This window comes from Reyranella sp. (genome assembly GCF_004297405.1).
Lineage (GTDB): Bacteria > Pseudomonadota > Alphaproteobacteria > Reyranellales > Reyranellaceae > Reyranella.
Map to the genome: position 1 here is coordinate 307917 of NZ_SCVC01000032.1, position 15464 is coordinate 323380.

Genomic DNA, 15464 nt, shown 5'->3' on the forward strand with positions numbered 1-15464 from the left:
CCTCCTTTGTCGATCCTCAACATAAGGGTGGGCGATTGCGTCTTGAATTGCATCAATGTAAAAATCACTATTCCAATTTTTGGAATAATATCATGGATCGTCTCGACGAGCTCGCCATCTTCGTGCGCATCGTGGAGGAGGGGAGTCTGGTGCGGGCGGCCCAGCGTCTGCGCCGTTCGCCCCCTGCGGTCACGCGCGCCCTGGCGGCGCTCGAGGACCGGATCGGCGTGCGTCTGGTCGATCGCACGACGCGGCGGCTGGCGCCCACCGAGGCCGGCCGCGCGCTCTATGATCGCGCCCGCGCGGTCGTGGCCGACTACGACGCCGCCACCGCCGGCGCGCGTGAAGCGCCGGTGCGTGGCCTGTTGCGCATCACCGCGCCGGTGCAGTTCGGCCGCCGCCACATCGCGCCCATCGCCACGCGCTTCCTCGACGCGCATCAGGATGTCGAGATCGAACTCCTGCTGAACGACCGCAACGTCGACTTGATCGAAGAAGGGATCGATATTGCCTTGCGCATCGGCGCGTTGGCCGATTCGACCTTGAGTGCGCGGCCGGTGGGTCATGTGCTGCGACAATGGGCGGCCAGTCCGGCGTATCTCGCCCGACATGGCACACCGCGGTCGCCGGCTGATCTTGCGCAACACGAGGCTCTGCTCGGCACGTCGCGCGGCGCGATGGAATGGAACTTCGCCGGCAGCCGCCGAGGCGCGCCGTTGCATCTCGCGGGGCGCCTGCGGGTCGACGATGTCGAAACCCGGCTGCGCGCGACGCGAGACGGACGCGGCATCGCGCAGTTCCTGTCGTATCAGATTGCCGATGATCTTGCGGCCGGCCGGCTGGTGCGCCTGTTGAGTGATTATGAGCCGCCGCCGTTGCCGGTGCAGTTGCTCACCAAGGGTCGCGCCCATCGTGCGCCAAAGATCGACGCCTTCCTCGACTTCGCTGTCAGGAGACTTACGTCACTTTCCGTACTGAGTCCGGATTGACACTCGATGTGCAAGTCCCTAGCTCGTAACTCATCGGTTAAGAAGCTGGGAGTATTCAATGTCGTATGTCGATGGTTTCGTCCTCGTTGTGCCGAAGAAGAACCTAGCCGCCTACAAGAGCATGGCCAAAAAGGCCGGCAAGGTTTGGCGCGAACATGGTGCGCTCGATTATCGCGAGTGTGTCGGCGACGATCTCAAGGTCAAGTTCGGTCTGCCGTTTCCCAAGCTCATAAAGACCAAACCGAACGAGACGATCGTCTTCTCCTACATCGTCTACAAGTCGCGCGCGCACCGCGACAAGGTCAACGCCAAGGTGATGGCCGATCCGCGCCTGCAGAAGATGCCCAAGGAGATGCCCTTCGATATGAAGCGCATGGCCTATGGCGGCTTCAAGACGATCGTTGCGGCCTAGCGATCCCGATCGCCAGCGCTGTCATGCTGCATGGTGTCTCGTCTACTTAAGCTGTAGACGAACGCCATGCAGGAACAACACCCGGATCCACTGATCGAAGAAGCTCTGCGCTGGTCTGTCGTCCTGAAGAACAGGTCGGTAAGCGCCGATGACCGCGCCGCCTTCGATCGCTGGCTGCAGGCGGATCCGCGCCATGAGGCTGCTTGGACGCAAGCTCAGCAAGTCTGGATGCGAGTCGGCAAGATTGGTCCGGCCTTCGCCAATCGTGCGCCGCCGCCCAAACCCAGGCAGCCTACACCCGCACCTGGAGCCCGACCGCCTCTCGCCGCCACCCCCGCAATGCGGCCGGCCGTCTCTCGTCCTGCACCGGTCAGCCGTCGTCGTCTCTTCTTTGCCGCGGCGGCCGTGGCGGCGATCGCGGCGCCGACGGCCTTGGTCCTGTCCCGACCAGGTCTGTTTGCCGATCAGCGCACCGCCGTGGGCGAGCGCCGTACGGTTGCCTTGCCGGATGGCTCAACGATCGAGTTGGCAGGTGCATCGGCTTTGTCGGTCGATTTTACGGCAAGTATGCGCCGCGTCGTGCTGCAGGAAGGCGAGGCCTTCTTCAACGTCGCGCACGATCCGGCGCGGCCCTTTGTGGTCGAAGCTGCATCGGGACATGTCCAGGCGCTGGGCACGGCCTTCGATATCAAGCTTGGTGCGGATGCCGTCGTGGTTGCGGTCAGCGAGCAGTCGGTCGAGGTATCGCTGGCAGGGGCGCCGCCGGTGATCGTTCGCGACGGCCAGCAAGTGCGCTATCGCGCAGGCCAACTGAGCGCGGTGCGCGAGGCCGATCTGGCGCAGGTCCAAGCCTGGCGGCACGACCGTCTGGTCTTCCAGGAGGCGAAGCTCGGCGATGTGATCGCCGATCTCGAGCGCTATCGCGGCGGCCGCATCGTGACGACCGATTCCCGCCTGCGCGACATGCCGGTCTCTGGCGAGTTCGATACACGCCAGGCCGATGCCGCCATCGATACGCTTGCCTCGGCGCTATCGATCCGCGTGCGCCGGTTGACAGACTTCCTGGTCGTGCTGTCGCCGAAGGCTTGATGGTCAGTCCGGCGTGACGCCGAACCGACGCTGCCAGAAATCACGGCTGCGGCGCTCGCCGACATCGCAGCCGAGTTCGTATTCCGGCTGGACGAAGCGTGTGTAGTCCTCTTCGCTGCGAGGCGGCCGGCGGCCGCTTTGCGCGAGTTGCACGCCGTGGCGATCCGCGCCGAGATCGCCGATGTCGAAGTCATTCAACGGGCCGATATCGGCCACTTCCTGCAGGAGCTTCTTGCGAATGGCGCGGGGGAAGTCCTCGAAGCTCCGCGCCACCTCCACAAAGGACCGGGGGCCTCCCGTCACACAGTGCAGGTAGTATTTGTCGAGATCGTCCTCGGCTGGGAAGCCGAACGGGTTGGGCCGGCCGTTCATGATCGGCAGCCCGTTGATGACGATGCGCTCCTTCAGCGCGTCGTGGCGCACATCGGTGACGAGGCCGCCGTCGTTGTTCGAGCCGTCGCCCGAGATGTCGAGCACTTTGCGGTCGGCCTCGTAAGGGCTGCGGCTGTACATCGGAACGGCATAGCGGATGGCGCCACTGATCGAGGTACGGCGCGCGATCGAAATCGGTGCGTCGTTGAGCCGGCGCGCAAAGGCCTCGATGGCGGCTTCCGAGTCGAGCAACGTCCAATCGACCAGCAGTTTCTGCACCCAGGCGTCGGACCATTCGAAGTAGGCGACGGAGATGCGGCCGTGGTTGCCGCCCAGGATCGCCTTGACGATGACCGGGTCGCGAAATGCATCGACATACCCCTGGCGCTGCAGGCGGGCTTCGTCGGGGTCGATACTGCCCGAGATGTCGATCGCCAGGACCAGGGCGAGGTCCACTTCCTTTTTGTCCTGCGCCGCCGCGGGAAAGGCCGCGAACAGGAGGAGAGTGAACAGACCGAGCAGCCGACGCATGGCGATCTCCGCGTTGGTGTACGCAGTGCAGGGCAAAAAGCATACCGCTCGTCGGAAGCCGCTGTCAGCCGTGCACTGGACGGTGGCCGTGGGTGATCTGTAGCTTCTGTGTGACGACGGAACGGAGGAAGCCCATGGATCTTGCCCTGAGCGCTGCGGATCAAGCTTTTCGCGATGAGGTGCGCCGCTTCCTCGACGAGCATCTGACCGAAGACCTGCGCGAGGCCGGCCGCAAGACCGGTGGCGTCTTTGCCGACTTCGACGCCGGGCGGCGCTGGCACAGGGTGCTGGCCAAGCAGGGATGGTCGGCCGCCACTTGGCCCAAGGAGTATGGCGGCACCGGCTGGAATGCCACCCAGCGCTACATCTTCTCGCGTGAATGCACAGCGGCTGATGCGCCACGCATCTTCTCGATGGGATTGCGCATGGTCGGACCCGTCATCATGAAGTTCGGGACGCCGGAGCAGAAAGCCAAGTACCTGCCGCGTATCGTGGCGGGCGACATCGTGTTCTGTCAGGGCTACTCCGAGCCGGGCTCGGGTTCCGATCTCGCGAGCCTCAAGACCCGCGCCGTGCGCGAGGGCGACGATTATGTAATCAACGGCACCAAGATCTGGACGACAGGCGCGCATGTCGCCGATCACATGTTCTGCCTCGTGCGCACCGCGACCGACGGCAAGCCGCAGGACGGCATATCTTTCGTTCTCATCGATTCGATGAAGACTCCGGGCCTCACCGTGGCGCCGATCCTGACCTTGGCGGGCGACCACGAGGTCAACCAGGTCTTCTTCGACAACGTACGCACGCCGGTCGCCAACCGCATCGGTCCGGAGAATGCCGGCTGGACGGTGGCCAAGTATCTGCTCGAGTTCGAGCGCGGTGGCGAGGCCTATACGCCCAACCTCTATGCCCGCATCGAGGATGTGCGGCGTATCGCCAAGGAAGAGGCGGCGGACGGTTCTGGCCGGCTGATCGAAGAACGCGGCTTTGCCGAGCGTCTGGCCGAGACCGAGATGGAGATCCAGGCGCTGGAGATGATCGAGATGCAGGTCCTTTCCGATCTCAGCAAGGGCCGCAATCCCGGGGCGATCTCCTCGGCGATGAAGATCAGGGGCAGCGAGACCTTGCAGCGGCTCGATTATCTCGGCGTCGAGGCGCTGGCTTGGTATGCGGCGCCCTTCGAGCCGGAGGCGCGCCTGCTCGGTCACAATCAGCCGACGGTGACGCCGGAAGCGGGGATTACCGCCACGCCGCTCTACTTGAATAATCGCGCTTCGACGATCTATGCAGGGTCCAACGAGATCCAGCGCAACATCATCGCCAAGGCTGTCCTCGGCCTCTGATCGTCGGTAATCGCTGCGAGTTCTATGTTATTGCATTTTGAGCGCAAAATATAGGGGTTGTGCTGGTTTTCAACACAATCCTTCATTAAAGATGCGAACGCTTTGGGTACCAGCAGGTTGGGAAGCGTGCTGGTTGAAGGTGGGTAGAGCGTGTGGGTGCTCGACAGATGCGGCTGCCAACGACGATCGGCGCGGTTCTAGAATACCGCGCTGCGAGAAATATCGAGGCGCCGGCAATCGTCTGCACCGGCCTTGAAACGCTGACGTTCGGTGCGTTGGCGAAGTATGTCCGCGCGCTCGGCGATCAGTTCCGGCGGGCCGGCATTGGGCCGACGTCGCGCGTCGGCGTCGCGCTGCCGCGTGGGCCCGAAGCGGCGCTGGTGAGCGTCGCGGTATGCAGCACCGCGACCCTGATGCCGATCAATCCGACCTTGTCGCCGGCTGAACTGAAGGCCGAACTCGCCAGGATCCGTGTAGACGCGCTGATCCTGCCGGGCTGGACGGACGTGCCGGAATGGGCGGCCACGCCCGATGCCGCTTTCGGTATCTTCAAGGTGTCGAAGGCAATCACTTCGTTCGATGAGATCGCCCTGACACTGACCCGGCCGATTGCGCGACGGCCGCTGCGTTTTGGCACTGTCGAGGCTCAGTCGGTCGCGGCGATCTTCCGTACCTCAGGCACCACGGGTACCGCCAAGCGTGTGCCGGTGACCCATGACAACCTGATCGAGATGGCCAACAAGATGCAGCGATGGCTGCAGCTTTCGCCGGCCGATCGTTCCGCCTGCGTCATGCCGATCTATTACAACGCTGGCTTCAAGGCGACGCTGCTGGTGCCGCTGCTGATCGGATGCAGTGTGGCGATGCCGGCTTCGCCCGGCGCGGCCGACTTCACGCAGTGGGTCAACGAACTCCGACCCACCTGGCTCACCTCGGCGCCAGCTTATCTCCAGGCGGTGCTCGACAAGGTGAGCGCTACACCCGGATCGAAGCCTGCGCCCAGCCTGCGCTTCGTGCTGTCGACGGCGTCGTATCTGCCGGAAGATGTTCGCACCAGGCTGAAGGCGGCGCTCGGTATGCCCGTGGCCGAGTTCTACGGCCTCTGCGAGGCCGGTATGATGACGGAACCGGCCGAGGCGCGACCGGGGACGGTCGGGCGCGTTCCCGAGGGCGAGATCGCCATTAGGGGCGACGATGGCAGTCTGCTGTCGCCGGGCAAGACCGGACAGATCGTCCTGCGCGGCCGCAGCGTCATGCCGGGCTATCTCATCGACGTCGACGACACACCCAGCGGTCTGGTCGATGGCTGGCTGGCGACCGGTGACCTCGGCACCATCGATGCCAACGGCTACCTGACGGTGGTCGGGCGGACCAAAGAGATCATCAATCGCGGTGGCGAGAAGATCTCGCCCTACGACGTCGAGAAAGTGTTATTGCGTCACCCCGACGTTCGCGAGGCGGCGGTCTTCGCGGTGCCTCACCCGCGGCTCGGGGAAAGCGTCGCGGCTGCCGTGGTGTTGAACGATACGGCCAAGGCGACGTCGTCGATCCTGATTGCCTTCCTGCGCGATCGGCTGGCGCCGTTCCAGATGCCGCGGCACATCCACATTCTCGACGCTCTGCCAAAGGGCAACACTGGCAAGATTTCGCGTCAGCAGCTTTCCAGCACCTTCGCGCGGCAGGCCCGCGAGATCGTGGCGCCGATCGAGCCGCTGCAAATTCAGATCGCCGAGATCTGGCAGCGTTACCTGAAGCGCAACGACTTCGGCATCGACGACGACTTCTTCGATGCCGGTGGCGATTCGCTGCAGGCGACCGAGATGCTGCTCGAGCTCGAGGTCGTAACGCGCCAGACCATCGGCCCGTCGGAGATTCGCGCCGAGCTCACCATCCGGCACCTTGCCACGGCGCTGGCTGGCGCGGCGGCGGCCAGGAACGAGCTGGTGACGAAGGTGAAGGAGGGCAGCGGCACGCCGCTCTTTCTCTGCCATGGCGATTTCGATGGCTGGGGTCTCTATGCGTTGCGCCTGACCGAGCTGCTCGACTACGAGGGCCCGATCTACCTGTTGCATCCCAACTTCGACAAGCAGGCCGGGACCGACACGATCGAAGCCATGGCTGCGCGCTATGTTCCCGACCTGCTCGCTGTGCAGCCCGAAGGCGCCTTCCGCCTCGCCGGCTACTGTCATGGCGGGCTGGCAGCCTGGGAGATCGCCCATCAGCTCGAGCGGGCGGGGCGTACGGTCGAGCGTGTGATGCTGATCGACACGTTCTCGATCAACGCCCGTCCGTCGGTTCGCGGTATTGCCCATGCTGTTCGAGCGCTCGGCGACATTGCGCCGGGCCGCCTCGGCGAGCGGGTGAAGACGCGCGGCATGCCCACCATCTGGGCGGGGACGCGACGGTTGATGCAGAAGGACAGGACCGTCCTGTGGAGGGCCGCCAAGCGGCTCTACAGCGCTCAGGGTGCCAGCTACGGCACCATGCGCGGCCAATACTACCGCGCCATGTCGAACTATCTGCCGCCGCGCATCGACAGTGACGTGTTGTGTGTGTTGAGCGACGAGTACCAACTCAGGAAAGAATACTCGGCCAAGGCGTGGAAGGGATTGGCGCGGCACGTTGGCCACGAGCGGGTGCCGGGCAAGCACACCACCTGCATCACCAGTCATGTCGGTGAACTCGCGGGCACGCTCAGTCGCCATCTCAGTCGCGGCCGGGCCTTGTAAGGTCCGAATTCACACCATATCTGTGGGGGTATGAGCGACCCCTATTCCGTCCTGGGCGTGCCAAGGACCGCCTCGGAGGACGATATCCGCAAGGCGTTTCGCAAGCTTGCCAAGAAACACCATCCCGACCTCAATCCCGGCGACAAGGTTGCCGAGGCAAAATTCAAGGAGGCCAGCCAGGCCAACGACCTGCTGTCCGATCCCGAGAAGCGCCGGCGTTTCGATGCCGGCGAGATCGACGCGACGGGGCAGGAAGTACCGCCGCGCGGCTTCTATCGCGATCAGGCGGGCGGTTTTGGCGGCAAGTACGAGCGCGCCGGCGCCCACGAATCTTTCGTCGATATGGGTGGCATCTTCTCGGAGATGTTCGGCGAACGTCGCGGCTTCGGCGCGGGTGGACCAGGCGGCGGCTTCGACATGAGCGGCATGCCGGTCACCTACAGTCTGCGCGTGCCGTTTCTGGTCGGCGCACGGGGCGGCAAGCAACGGGTCAACCTGCCCGATGGCAAGACCCTCGACATCGACATTCCCGAAGGCACGACCGACGGGCAAACCCTGCGCCTGAAGGGGCAGGGCATGCCTGGCAGTCAGGGCCAGCCGGCCGGCGACGCCTATGTCGAGATCCGTGTCGAGCCGCACGCTTTCTTCCAGACGCGCGACAACGACATTCACATCGAGCTGCCGGTGACGCTCACGGAAGCGGCGCTGGGCGCCAAGGTGCGTGCGCCGACCGTGGGCGGCCCGGTCATGCTGAACGTGCCGGCGGGCTCCAACAGCGGCACGTCGCTGCGCCTCAAGGGCCGTGGCCTGCTCGACCGCCGGTCCGGCCAGCGCGGCGACCAGTATGTGAAGCTGAAGGTCGTGTTGCCCGAGCAGCCGGACGAGAAGCTGAAGGAATTCCTCGAGAGCTGGGACGCGGGCCGCGCCTACGATCCGCGCAAGGAGATGGAGCAGTTCACATGACGACCCTCGACGAATTGCTGCGCGAGCATCGTCGGCTCACGGCCGTTCATGTCGAGCGCTGGGTGGCACGGGGCCTGCTGCATCCGGCCGGCAGCGTGGAGACCTGGAGCTTCGAGCAGATCGACGTGGCGCGTGCACGCCTGCTGGCCGAGCTGGTCGATGAGTTGGGCTTCGATGATGACTCCGTGGAGACGGTGGTCGCGCTGGTCGATCAGGTGCACACGCTGCGCCGTCAGCTCGACCTGCTGGGCCATGCCATTGGCGAGCAGCCGGCAGCGACTCGCGAGGCTATCGCGCAGGCGCTTGCAAGGCTGACGGCGAGAGGATGAAGCCTGACGAGATCAAGCTGCGGCTCGACTTTATTCGAGAAGCCGAGCGACTGAAGGACGTCGTCAGGAACTCCTACACATCTCAGGGACGCCGCGAGAGCACTGCCGAGCATACGTGGCGCCTCTGCCTCATGGCGATGGTGTTCCAGGACGAGCTTCGCGATCTCGATTTCTTGAAGGTGCTCAAGATCTGCATCCTCCATGACCTCGGTGAAGCGATACACGGCGATGTTCCCGCGGTCGCGCAAGCCGGCATGCCGGACAAAGGAAGCCGTGAGCGCGTCGACCTCCTGCAACTGATGTCGTCGTTGCCGCCGGAGGTTCGCGCGGAATTTCTGGCGCTGTGGGACGAGTACGAGAATGCCTCGTCGCCCGAGGGGCGGGCCGTCAAGGCATTGGACAAGATCGAAACGCTCATCCAGCACAATCAGGGGCGCAATGCCCCCGATTTCGACTATGCGTTCAATCTGACCTACGGCCGCAAGCACACCGACGGTCGCGACCTGTTCAGACAGATACGCGATGCCGTCGATGAGGAAACGCGGAAGAGGATGACTTCCGGCGCTTGAGCCCTCACTCCGGCTGGACGCCGGCGCGCTTCACGGCGTCGCCCCAGGCAGCGCAGCCAGTCTTCATGATCTCGGTCATCTCCGCCGGAGTCGTGCCGGTGGCGATCAGGCCCATGTCCAGAAGCTTCTCCTTGCCTTCCGGCGTCTGCACCACTTTGCGCAGTTCGGCGCTCACCCTATCGACGATTTCCTTGGGCGTGCCGGCTGGCGCCATGATGCCGTTCCAGCCGACCAGGTTCATCTTGTAGCCGAGCTCTTCGAACGTCGGCACGTTCGGGAGGCGCGGCCAGCGCGTCGTCGAGGTGACCGCAAGCGGTGTCAGCTTGCCGCCGGAGATCGCCGGACCGCTGGCGGCCAGGTCCTGGATGGTCACCGGAATGTGGCCTGCCACCGCGTCCTGGATGGCGGGACCAGCACCCTTGTAGGGCACGTGCGTCATGTCGAGCTTCTCGGCCTGGTTCAGCATCTCGCCCCAGATGTGCGACGAGGAACCCGTGCCGAACGATGCGTAGTTGACCTTGCCCTTGTTCTGGTTGGCCCAGGCAACGAACTCCTTCACCGACTTCAGTCCCAGCGACGGCGTGGTCACCATCGCGAGCGGCGCCAGCCCGTGCTGCGTCACCGGCACGAAATCCTTGAAGCCGTCATAGGGCAGCTTCTTGTAGACGTAGGGGTTGATGCACATCATCGACGAGTTCACGTAGACGAACGTGTAGCCGTCGGGTGGCGCGTTCTTGACGATCTCGGCGCCGACCATGCCCTGGGCACCGGCCTTGTTCTCGACGATCACCTGCTGGCCGAGCGCGGCGGTGAGCTTTTCGGCGAAGTAGCGCGAGACGACATCGGTCTGGCCGCCGGGTGGATAGGGCGCCACGAGCTTGATCGGCTTGTTGGGCCAGGCTTGGGCATAGGTATTGGTAGCGGCTAGCAGCAGCGCGCCGGCAAGAGCGGCGGCGATTTTCTTGTTCATCGGTTTCCTCCCGATGCGAAGCTAGCGCGGCTACCCGTCGCTTGCCAACTTTTGCCAGGCGATGGCGACAGCAGCTCAGCGCTGCAGCGCTTGCCAGATCTTGTGCGGCGTCAGCGGCATGTCGATGTGGTGCACACCGAGCGGACGCAGCGCGTCGAGCACGGCATTGGCCAATGCTGCCGGCGCGCCATTGGTGGGCAACTCGCCGACACCTTTGAGGCCCATGAAATTGTTGGGCGAGGCGGTGGCGATCGTCTCGACTCCGAGCATCGGTACGTCTTCGGCGCGCGGCAAGGCGTAGTCCATCAGCGTGCCGGTCAGGAGCTGACCGGTTTCTTCGTCGTAGACCGCCTCTTCCATCAGGGCGTTGCCCAACCCATGCACGATGCCGCCGTGCATCTGGCCGGCCAGCAGCCGCGGATTCACTACCGTGCCGCAATCGGCTACGGCGAGCAGGCGATCGATGAGCGTGGCGCCAGTCTCGGGATCGACCTCGACCTCGCAGACCATGACACCGGTGGGAAACGATTCGATTTTGTCGGCGAACAGCGCGTCGCCATCGAACGGCTTCCAGGCTGCCAACTCGAACAAGCCGACGCGCCGATCGGTGCCTACGATCTCGAAGGCGCCGTCGCGATAGGCAATGTCGGCGACGGCCGTTTCGAGCCGCTCGGCGGCGAGGTCACGGCCGCGCTGGATCACGACATCGGCCGCGCGCCGCAAGGTCGTGCCGCTGATGATGGTGGAGGAGGAGCCGCCGGTGCCGCCGCCGTGCGGGATCGTACGCGTGTCGCCCTGGCGAATTTCGATGCGCTCAACGGGCACGTCGAGGGCACCGGCAAGGATCTGCGCGAACACGGTCTCGTGGCCCTGTCCTTGGCTTTGCGTGCCGACGCGGGCGATCAGCCGGTCAGGCTCGACCTGGACCACGACATGTTCGTCGGCAACGCCGCCGGTGCCGTGCAGATGGCAGGAGAAACCGAGTCCACGCCGCTTGCCGGCTGCCTCGCTTGCCGTACGGCGCGCCGCGAAGCCCGGCTCGTCTGCCGCCGTGAGCGCCGTATCGAACAGCCGCAGACAATCGGCTGCATCGTAGGTGTAACCGCTTGCCGCGGCATAGGGCATCTCGTCGAGCCGCAGGAGATTGAGACGGCGCAGTGCTGCTGGCGTGCGGCCAGTCTCATGCGCGGCCAAGTCGACCAGGCGCTCCAGCAAGAACAGCGCCTCGGGTTTGCCGGCCCCCCGAATGGCGTCGACTGGTACGGTGTTGGTGAACACACAGTCGAAGTCGATACGGATCGCAGGAATGCGGTAGAGGCCGGAAATGACCTTGGCGAGGCCCGTGGTCGGAATGCTCGGCGCCCACATCGAGACATAGGCGCCGTAGTTGGCCTGAGCTTTCACTCGCACGCCGAGGAACCGGCCCTCCTTGTCGAGGGCGAGTTCTGCCGTCGCTACGAGGTCGCGGGCGTGGCTGTCCGCCAGTGCGAGCTCGGCGCGGTCGCAGGTCCAGCGCAGGCCACGGCGCAGCTTTCGCGTCGCCCAGGCAATCAGGGTCGACTCGGCGTAGATCGGGTATTTCGGGCCGAAGCCGCCGCCGACATCTTCGGTGACCAGCCGGAGCTTGTCCTTGGCGACGTTGAGCACGCGCTCGCACATCAGCCGGTGCGGGATCTGCACGCCTTGAGAGGAGAAGGTGACCGTGACGAGATCGTCCGCCGCGTCGTAGGACGACCAGGCCGCACGCGTCTCCATGTAATGGACGATCTGGCGCGGCGAGCGGATGGACAGTGTCGATACGTGGGCGGCTCGTGCGAAGGCGGCATCGGTTGCCGCACCGTCGCCCTTGCCCCAACGGCACATGAGATTTCCAGGCACATCGTCATGCACCAGGACCGCGCCGTCAGCGAGCGCCTGCGCGGCCGTCACGACGGCCGGCAGCTCTTCGTAGTCGATGGCGAGCGCTTCAGCGGCATCGCGCGCCTGGTCGATCGTTGTGGCGGCGATCATGGCCACAATGTCGCCGACGTGCCGCACCTTGCCGGTCGGCATGGGGAGATGCGTCGGCTCGCGGTGGCGGTTGCCGGCCTGGTCCTTGATCTCGCTGATGGCGGGCAGATGGCCCACGCCATCAGCGACGAGATCGTCGGCTGTATAGATCGCCACGACACCGGGCGATGCGAGGGCCGCTGCCTTGTCGATCCCGGCAATGCGCGCATGCGCATGCGGCGAGCGCACGAACAACACCGCCAGCGCGTCGGCAGGCGCCGTATTGTCGGCGTAGCGTCCGCGGCCGGTCAGGAATCGCTGATCCTCACGACGGGTGATCGGTTGGCCGAGCAGGGAAGGGGCATTCATGCGCAAAGCTCCATGAGGTCGCGCGTCGGATCGAGATGGCGGGGTGTCCAGCCGAGGTCGCGGCGGGCCTTGGCGCCACTGAGTTGCTGGTCGCAGGCATAGCCACGCGCCCATTCACCGAGTTCCCGGGCTGCAGCGTCTTCCGACATGACTTCGAGGATAGGGGCGGCAACACCCCTGCGACGAGCTATTGCTTGGGCGAGTTCGCTGACGGGAATGCCTTCCGTTGCGACCCCGAGATAGGTCGATCGCGGTGCGGCGTGTTCGAGTGCGAGGACATAAAGGTCAGCGAGATCATCGCAATGCACGAGCGGCCAACGCACTGCCTCTCCACCGACGACGCGAATCGCTCGACGCTCCCTGGCATCCTGTTCGAAGCGTCGAAACACGCCACCATCGCCGCCATAGACCATCGCCGGATGGATCACGATGCCCTCGACTTCGTTGCTGGCGAGAACACGCTGCAGGTGAGGCACCATCCAGGCGAAGGCCGGAAGAGGCGATAGAGCGCTTTCTTCCGTCGCCACGTTGTTCCCCGTCGGACCGAACAGCCAGCATCCGCCGGTGTAGATGAAACGTACTCTTCGTGAACCAGCGGCGAGCCGCGGCAGCAAGCCGTCGAGAAGACGCCGTTCCGTCTCGCCCATCGCACTGTCGAAGTCACAGGCCATCTGGATCGCGCCATCGATGTCCGGCAGGCCAGGCAGCCATCGATCGGGAATGCCGATATCACCTCGGACGACAGCGGCGCCAAGCTGGGCAATCTTCCCGGCAGAGGCCTCGGACCGGGCCAGCGCCACGACCTCATGCCCACGGGCAATGAGGGCGCGGAGCACGGCCTGGCCGATCGTTCCTGTTGCTCCGAGAAGAAAGACGCGCACTAAGCCGCCAGGGTGTCGCTGATCACCTTGAGAGCGGTGTCGATGTCAGCGCGGTTGACGTCGAGGTGGGTGACGGCGCGGATGCGGGTGGCCGTGTTGGCGCCAATGCCCACGCCGCGCTCCTTGCAGGCATCGACCAGCTTTGCCGCCGTCCAGCCGGGCTTGGTGACTTCGAAGAAGACGAGGTTGGTCTCCATGCGTGGCACCTCAATCTCGAGGCCCTTGATGTTGGCGATGCCTTCGGAGAGGTACCGCGCATTGTCATGGTCCTCGGCGAGGCGATCCCAGTTGTGATCGAGCGCATAGAGCGCCGCCGCTGCGATCATGCCGGACTGGCGCATCGAACCGCCCATCATCTGCTTGTGGCGCCATGACTCCTTGATGAAGTCCTTGGAGCCGGCGAGGGTGGCGCCCACTGGTGCGCCCAGGCCCTTGGTGTAGTCGAGCCAGAGCGAGTCGACGCAAGCAGCATAGTCGCTGGCCTTGGTGCCCGACTTCACGCTGGCATTGGCCAGGCGCGCGCCGTCCATGTGGAGGCTGAGACCTGCGTCGCGCGCCACCTTGGTCACGCCCTGCATGGTCGCGAGCGGCCATACCGTGCCGAACCCGCCGTTCGAAGTGTTCTCGATCGACACCAGACGCTGGCGCGCGGCGTAGCGGCTGTTGGGATCGCGCAGGGCGGCTTTTACCTGTTCTCCGGTGAACACGCCCTTGGGTCCGTCGAGCGGGCGGATCATTACGCTGGCATTGGCCGCCGGGCCGCCACCTTCCGAGGTGATGATGTGTGCGGTCTTGTCGGTGATCACTTCGTCACCCGGCCGGCAGTGCACGCGGATGGCGATCTGGTTCGCCATGGTGCCGCTCGGCAGAAACACCGCATCCTCCTTGCCGAGCAGTTCGCAAATGCGCTCGCGCAGTCGATTGACGGTGGGATCTTCCAGCTTCTGCTCGTCGCCTACCTCGGCGTCGGCCATCGCCTTTCGCATGCCGGGCGATGGCTTGGTCTTCGTGTCACTGTAAAGGTCGATGAAACGGTTTTGCATGGCGCGTTCAAATCTCCTGCGTCACCATAGCGGCATTCGATGGAGGGAGGAAACATGAGCCAGTTTGCGGCCCAGCCCACAACTTCGGTAATGCCTGAGGAGCTGCTCTATGGCGTCGACGGCGCCGTTGCCACGATCACGCTCAATGCCCCGCAGCGCATGAATACGATCTCCGGGCCGATGCTGAAGCAGCTCACCGATGCTTTGGTGAAGGCCAACGAGGATCGTGCCGTCCGCGTCGTCATTCTGACGGGCACCGGCCGCGCCTTCTGCGCCGGCCTGAACCTCGAAGCGCAGAATAAGGGTACCGACAATCTGAGCGTCGGCTCGGGCGCCACGCCGACCAACATCGACCTGCGCAACACGCCGCCGCCGGTCCTGCACGCAATGGACAAGCCGGTGATCGCCGCATTGAACGGATCGGCGGCCGGCTATGGCCTCGACCTGGCGCTGGGGGCAGACATCAGGGTGATGGCCCAGTCGGCCAAGCTCGCGGCGTCCTATGCCAAGCGCGGCGTGCTGCCGGAATCTGGCGGCACCTGGTACCTGCCGCGCATGCTGGGCTGGGCGAAGGCGTCCGAGCTGATCTTCACTGGCCGTACGCTGAGTGCCGAGCAGTCGCTGGAGATCGGCCTGGTGAACAAGGTCGTGCCCGACGCTGAGGTGATGGGCGCGGCGCGCGAACTCGCCCTTGAGATCGCCACCAATGCGCCGCTCGCCATCCAGGCCGCGAAGAGAATGATGCGCATGGCCTGGAACGAACCCTTCAATGAGCACGTTCATCATGTCTTCCTGCAGCTTCTGCCGTTGATGCAGACGGAAGACATGAAGGAGGGCATCAAGGCGTTCCTCGAAAAGCGCGAACCACAGTTCAAGGGGCGCTAGA

General features: G+C 64.7%; 14 protein-coding genes. 9 read left to right on the plus strand and 5 right to left on the minus strand.

What is annotated here, in order from left to right:
• Positions 1–92: 92 nt before the first annotated feature.
• The 3 genes from EPO50_RS21525 (at position 93) to EPO50_RS21535 (ending at position 2490) form a co-directional block, all read left to right on the plus strand.
• Positions 93–989, plus strand: coding sequence for a LysR family transcriptional regulator (locus tag EPO50_RS21525; protein ID WP_296347293.1), 897 nt, complete (start codon positions 93–95; stop codon positions 987–989).
• 58 nt (positions 990–1047) lie between these two features.
• A complete protein-coding gene (locus EPO50_RS21530; protein ID WP_296347295.1) occupies positions 1048–1401 on the plus strand; it encodes a DUF1428 domain-containing protein in 354 nt (117 codons plus the stop codon).
• A gap of 66 nt (positions 1402–1467) precedes the next feature.
• Positions 1468–2490 (plus strand): FecR family protein, encoded by a 1023-nt coding sequence (locus EPO50_RS21535; RefSeq protein WP_296347296.1) that lies wholly within the window; start codon positions 1468–1470, stop codon positions 2488–2490.
• A gap of 3 nt (positions 2491–2493) precedes the next feature.
• Here EPO50_RS21535 and EPO50_RS21540 read toward each other — a convergent pair whose 3' ends face one another.
• Positions 2494–3393 (minus strand): DUF1194 domain-containing protein, encoded by a 900-nt coding sequence (locus EPO50_RS21540; protein ID WP_296347298.1) that lies wholly within the window; start codon positions 3391–3393, stop codon positions 2494–2496.
• A gap of 134 nt (positions 3394–3527) precedes the next feature.
• On the opposite strand from EPO50_RS21540, the gene EPO50_RS21545 reads away from it, so the two are divergent.
• The 5 genes from EPO50_RS21545 to EPO50_RS21565 all read left to right on the plus strand — a co-directional run bounded on the left by EPO50_RS21545 (position 3528) and on the right by EPO50_RS21565 (position 9326).
• The gene (locus tag EPO50_RS21545; protein ID WP_296347300.1) at positions 3528–4736 is read left to right on the plus strand and encodes an acyl-CoA dehydrogenase family protein; all 1209 of its coding nucleotides are present in this window, start codon (positions 3528–3530) and stop codon (positions 4734–4736) included.
• 167 nt (positions 4737–4903) lie between these two features.
• On the plus strand, positions 4904–7465 hold the full coding sequence (locus EPO50_RS21550) for an AMP-binding protein (protein ID WP_296347302.1): 2562 nt from the start codon (positions 4904–4906) through the stop codon (positions 7463–7465).
• A 30-nt stretch (positions 7466–7495) separates the two neighbouring features.
• Positions 7496–8428 (plus strand): J domain-containing protein, encoded by a 933-nt coding sequence (locus EPO50_RS21555; protein ID WP_296347304.1) that lies wholly within the window; start codon positions 7496–7498, stop codon positions 8426–8428.
• Positions 8425–8757 (plus strand): chaperone modulator CbpM, encoded by a 333-nt coding sequence (locus EPO50_RS21560; RefSeq protein ID WP_296347306.1) that lies wholly within the window; start codon positions 8425–8427, stop codon positions 8755–8757. The genes EPO50_RS21555 and EPO50_RS21560 overlap by 4 nt, the downstream gene beginning before the upstream one ends.
• Positions 8754–9326: an HD family hydrolase gene (locus tag EPO50_RS21565; RefSeq protein WP_296347308.1), complete on the plus strand. Its 573-nt coding sequence runs from the start codon at positions 8754–8756 to the stop codon at positions 9324–9326. Before EPO50_RS21560 ends, EPO50_RS21565 begins: the two co-directional genes overlap by 4 nt.
• A 4-nt stretch (positions 9327–9330) precedes the next feature.
• Here the strand turns inward: EPO50_RS21565 and EPO50_RS21570 are convergent, their stop codons facing one another.
• From EPO50_RS21570 to EPO50_RS21585, 4 genes are all read right to left on the minus strand, one after another.
• Positions 9331–10296 carry a tripartite tricarboxylate transporter substrate binding protein gene (locus EPO50_RS21570; RefSeq protein WP_296347311.1) on the minus strand — a complete coding sequence of 322 codons (966 nt, stop codon included), beginning with the start codon at positions 10294–10296 and terminating at the stop codon, positions 9331–9333.
• A gap of 75 nt (positions 10297–10371) precedes the next feature.
• Positions 10372–12654, minus strand: coding sequence for a xanthine dehydrogenase family protein molybdopterin-binding subunit (locus EPO50_RS21575; protein ID WP_296347313.1), 2283 nt, complete (start codon positions 12652–12654; stop codon positions 10372–10374).
• Complete coding sequence (locus EPO50_RS21580; RefSeq protein WP_296347314.1) at positions 12651–13535, minus strand: NAD-dependent epimerase/dehydratase family protein; 885 nt, start codon at positions 13533–13535, stop codon at positions 12651–12653. Before EPO50_RS21580 ends, EPO50_RS21575 begins: the two co-directional genes overlap by 4 nt.
• Complete coding sequence (locus EPO50_RS21585) at positions 13535–14578, minus strand: low specificity L-threonine aldolase (protein WP_296347316.1); 1044 nt, start codon at positions 14576–14578, stop codon at positions 13535–13537. The genes EPO50_RS21580 and EPO50_RS21585 overlap by 1 nt, the downstream gene beginning before the upstream one ends.
• A gap of 54 nt (positions 14579–14632) precedes the next feature.
• Between EPO50_RS21585 and EPO50_RS21590 the strand changes: the two genes are divergently transcribed.
• A complete protein-coding gene (locus EPO50_RS21590) occupies positions 14633–15463 on the plus strand; it encodes an enoyl-CoA hydratase-related protein (protein WP_296347318.1) in 831 nt (276 codons plus the stop codon).
• Position 15464: the final 1 nt, after the last annotated feature.

Bases quoted from the DNA above. Each gene is read 5' to 3' on its own strand.
- EPO50_RS21525 (WP_296347293.1), top strand. From the start codon at position 93: ATGGATCGTCTCGACGAGCTCGCCATCTTCGTGCGCATCGTGGAGGAG.
- EPO50_RS21530 (WP_296347295.1), top strand. From the start codon at position 1,048: ATGTCGTATGTCGATGGTTTCGTCCTCGTTGTGCCGAAGAAGAACCTA.
- EPO50_RS21535 (WP_296347296.1), top strand. From the start codon at position 1,468: ATGCAGGAACAACACCCGGATCCACTGATCGAAGAAGCTCTGCGCTGG.
- EPO50_RS21540 (WP_296347298.1), bottom strand. From the start codon at position 3,393: ATGCGTCGGCTGCTCGGTCTGTTCACTCTCCTCCTGTTCGCGGCCTTT.
- EPO50_RS21545 (WP_296347300.1), top strand. From the start codon at position 3,528: ATGGATCTTGCCCTGAGCGCTGCGGATCAAGCTTTTCGCGATGAGGTG.
- EPO50_RS21550 (WP_296347302.1), top strand. From the start codon at position 4,904: ATGCGGCTGCCAACGACGATCGGCGCGGTTCTAGAATACCGCGCTGCG.
- EPO50_RS21555 (WP_296347304.1), top strand. From the start codon at position 7,496: ATGAGCGACCCCTATTCCGTCCTGGGCGTGCCAAGGACCGCCTCGGAG.
- EPO50_RS21560 (WP_296347306.1), top strand. From the start codon at position 8,425: ATGACGACCCTCGACGAATTGCTGCGCGAGCATCGTCGGCTCACGGCC.
- EPO50_RS21565 (WP_296347308.1), top strand. From the start codon at position 8,754: ATGAAGCCTGACGAGATCAAGCTGCGGCTCGACTTTATTCGAGAAGCC.
- EPO50_RS21570 (WP_296347311.1), bottom strand. From the start codon at position 10,296: ATGAACAAGAAAATCGCCGCCGCTCTTGCCGGCGCGCTGCTGCTAGCC.
- EPO50_RS21575 (WP_296347313.1), bottom strand. From the start codon at position 12,654: ATGAATGCCCCTTCCCTGCTCGGCCAACCGATCACCCGTCGTGAGGAT.
- EPO50_RS21585 (WP_296347316.1), bottom strand. From the start codon at position 14,578: ATGCAAAACCGTTTCATCGACCTTTACAGTGACACGAAGACCAAGCCA.
- EPO50_RS21590 (WP_296347318.1), top strand. From the start codon at position 14,633: ATGAGCCAGTTTGCGGCCCAGCCCACAACTTCGGTAATGCCTGAGGAG.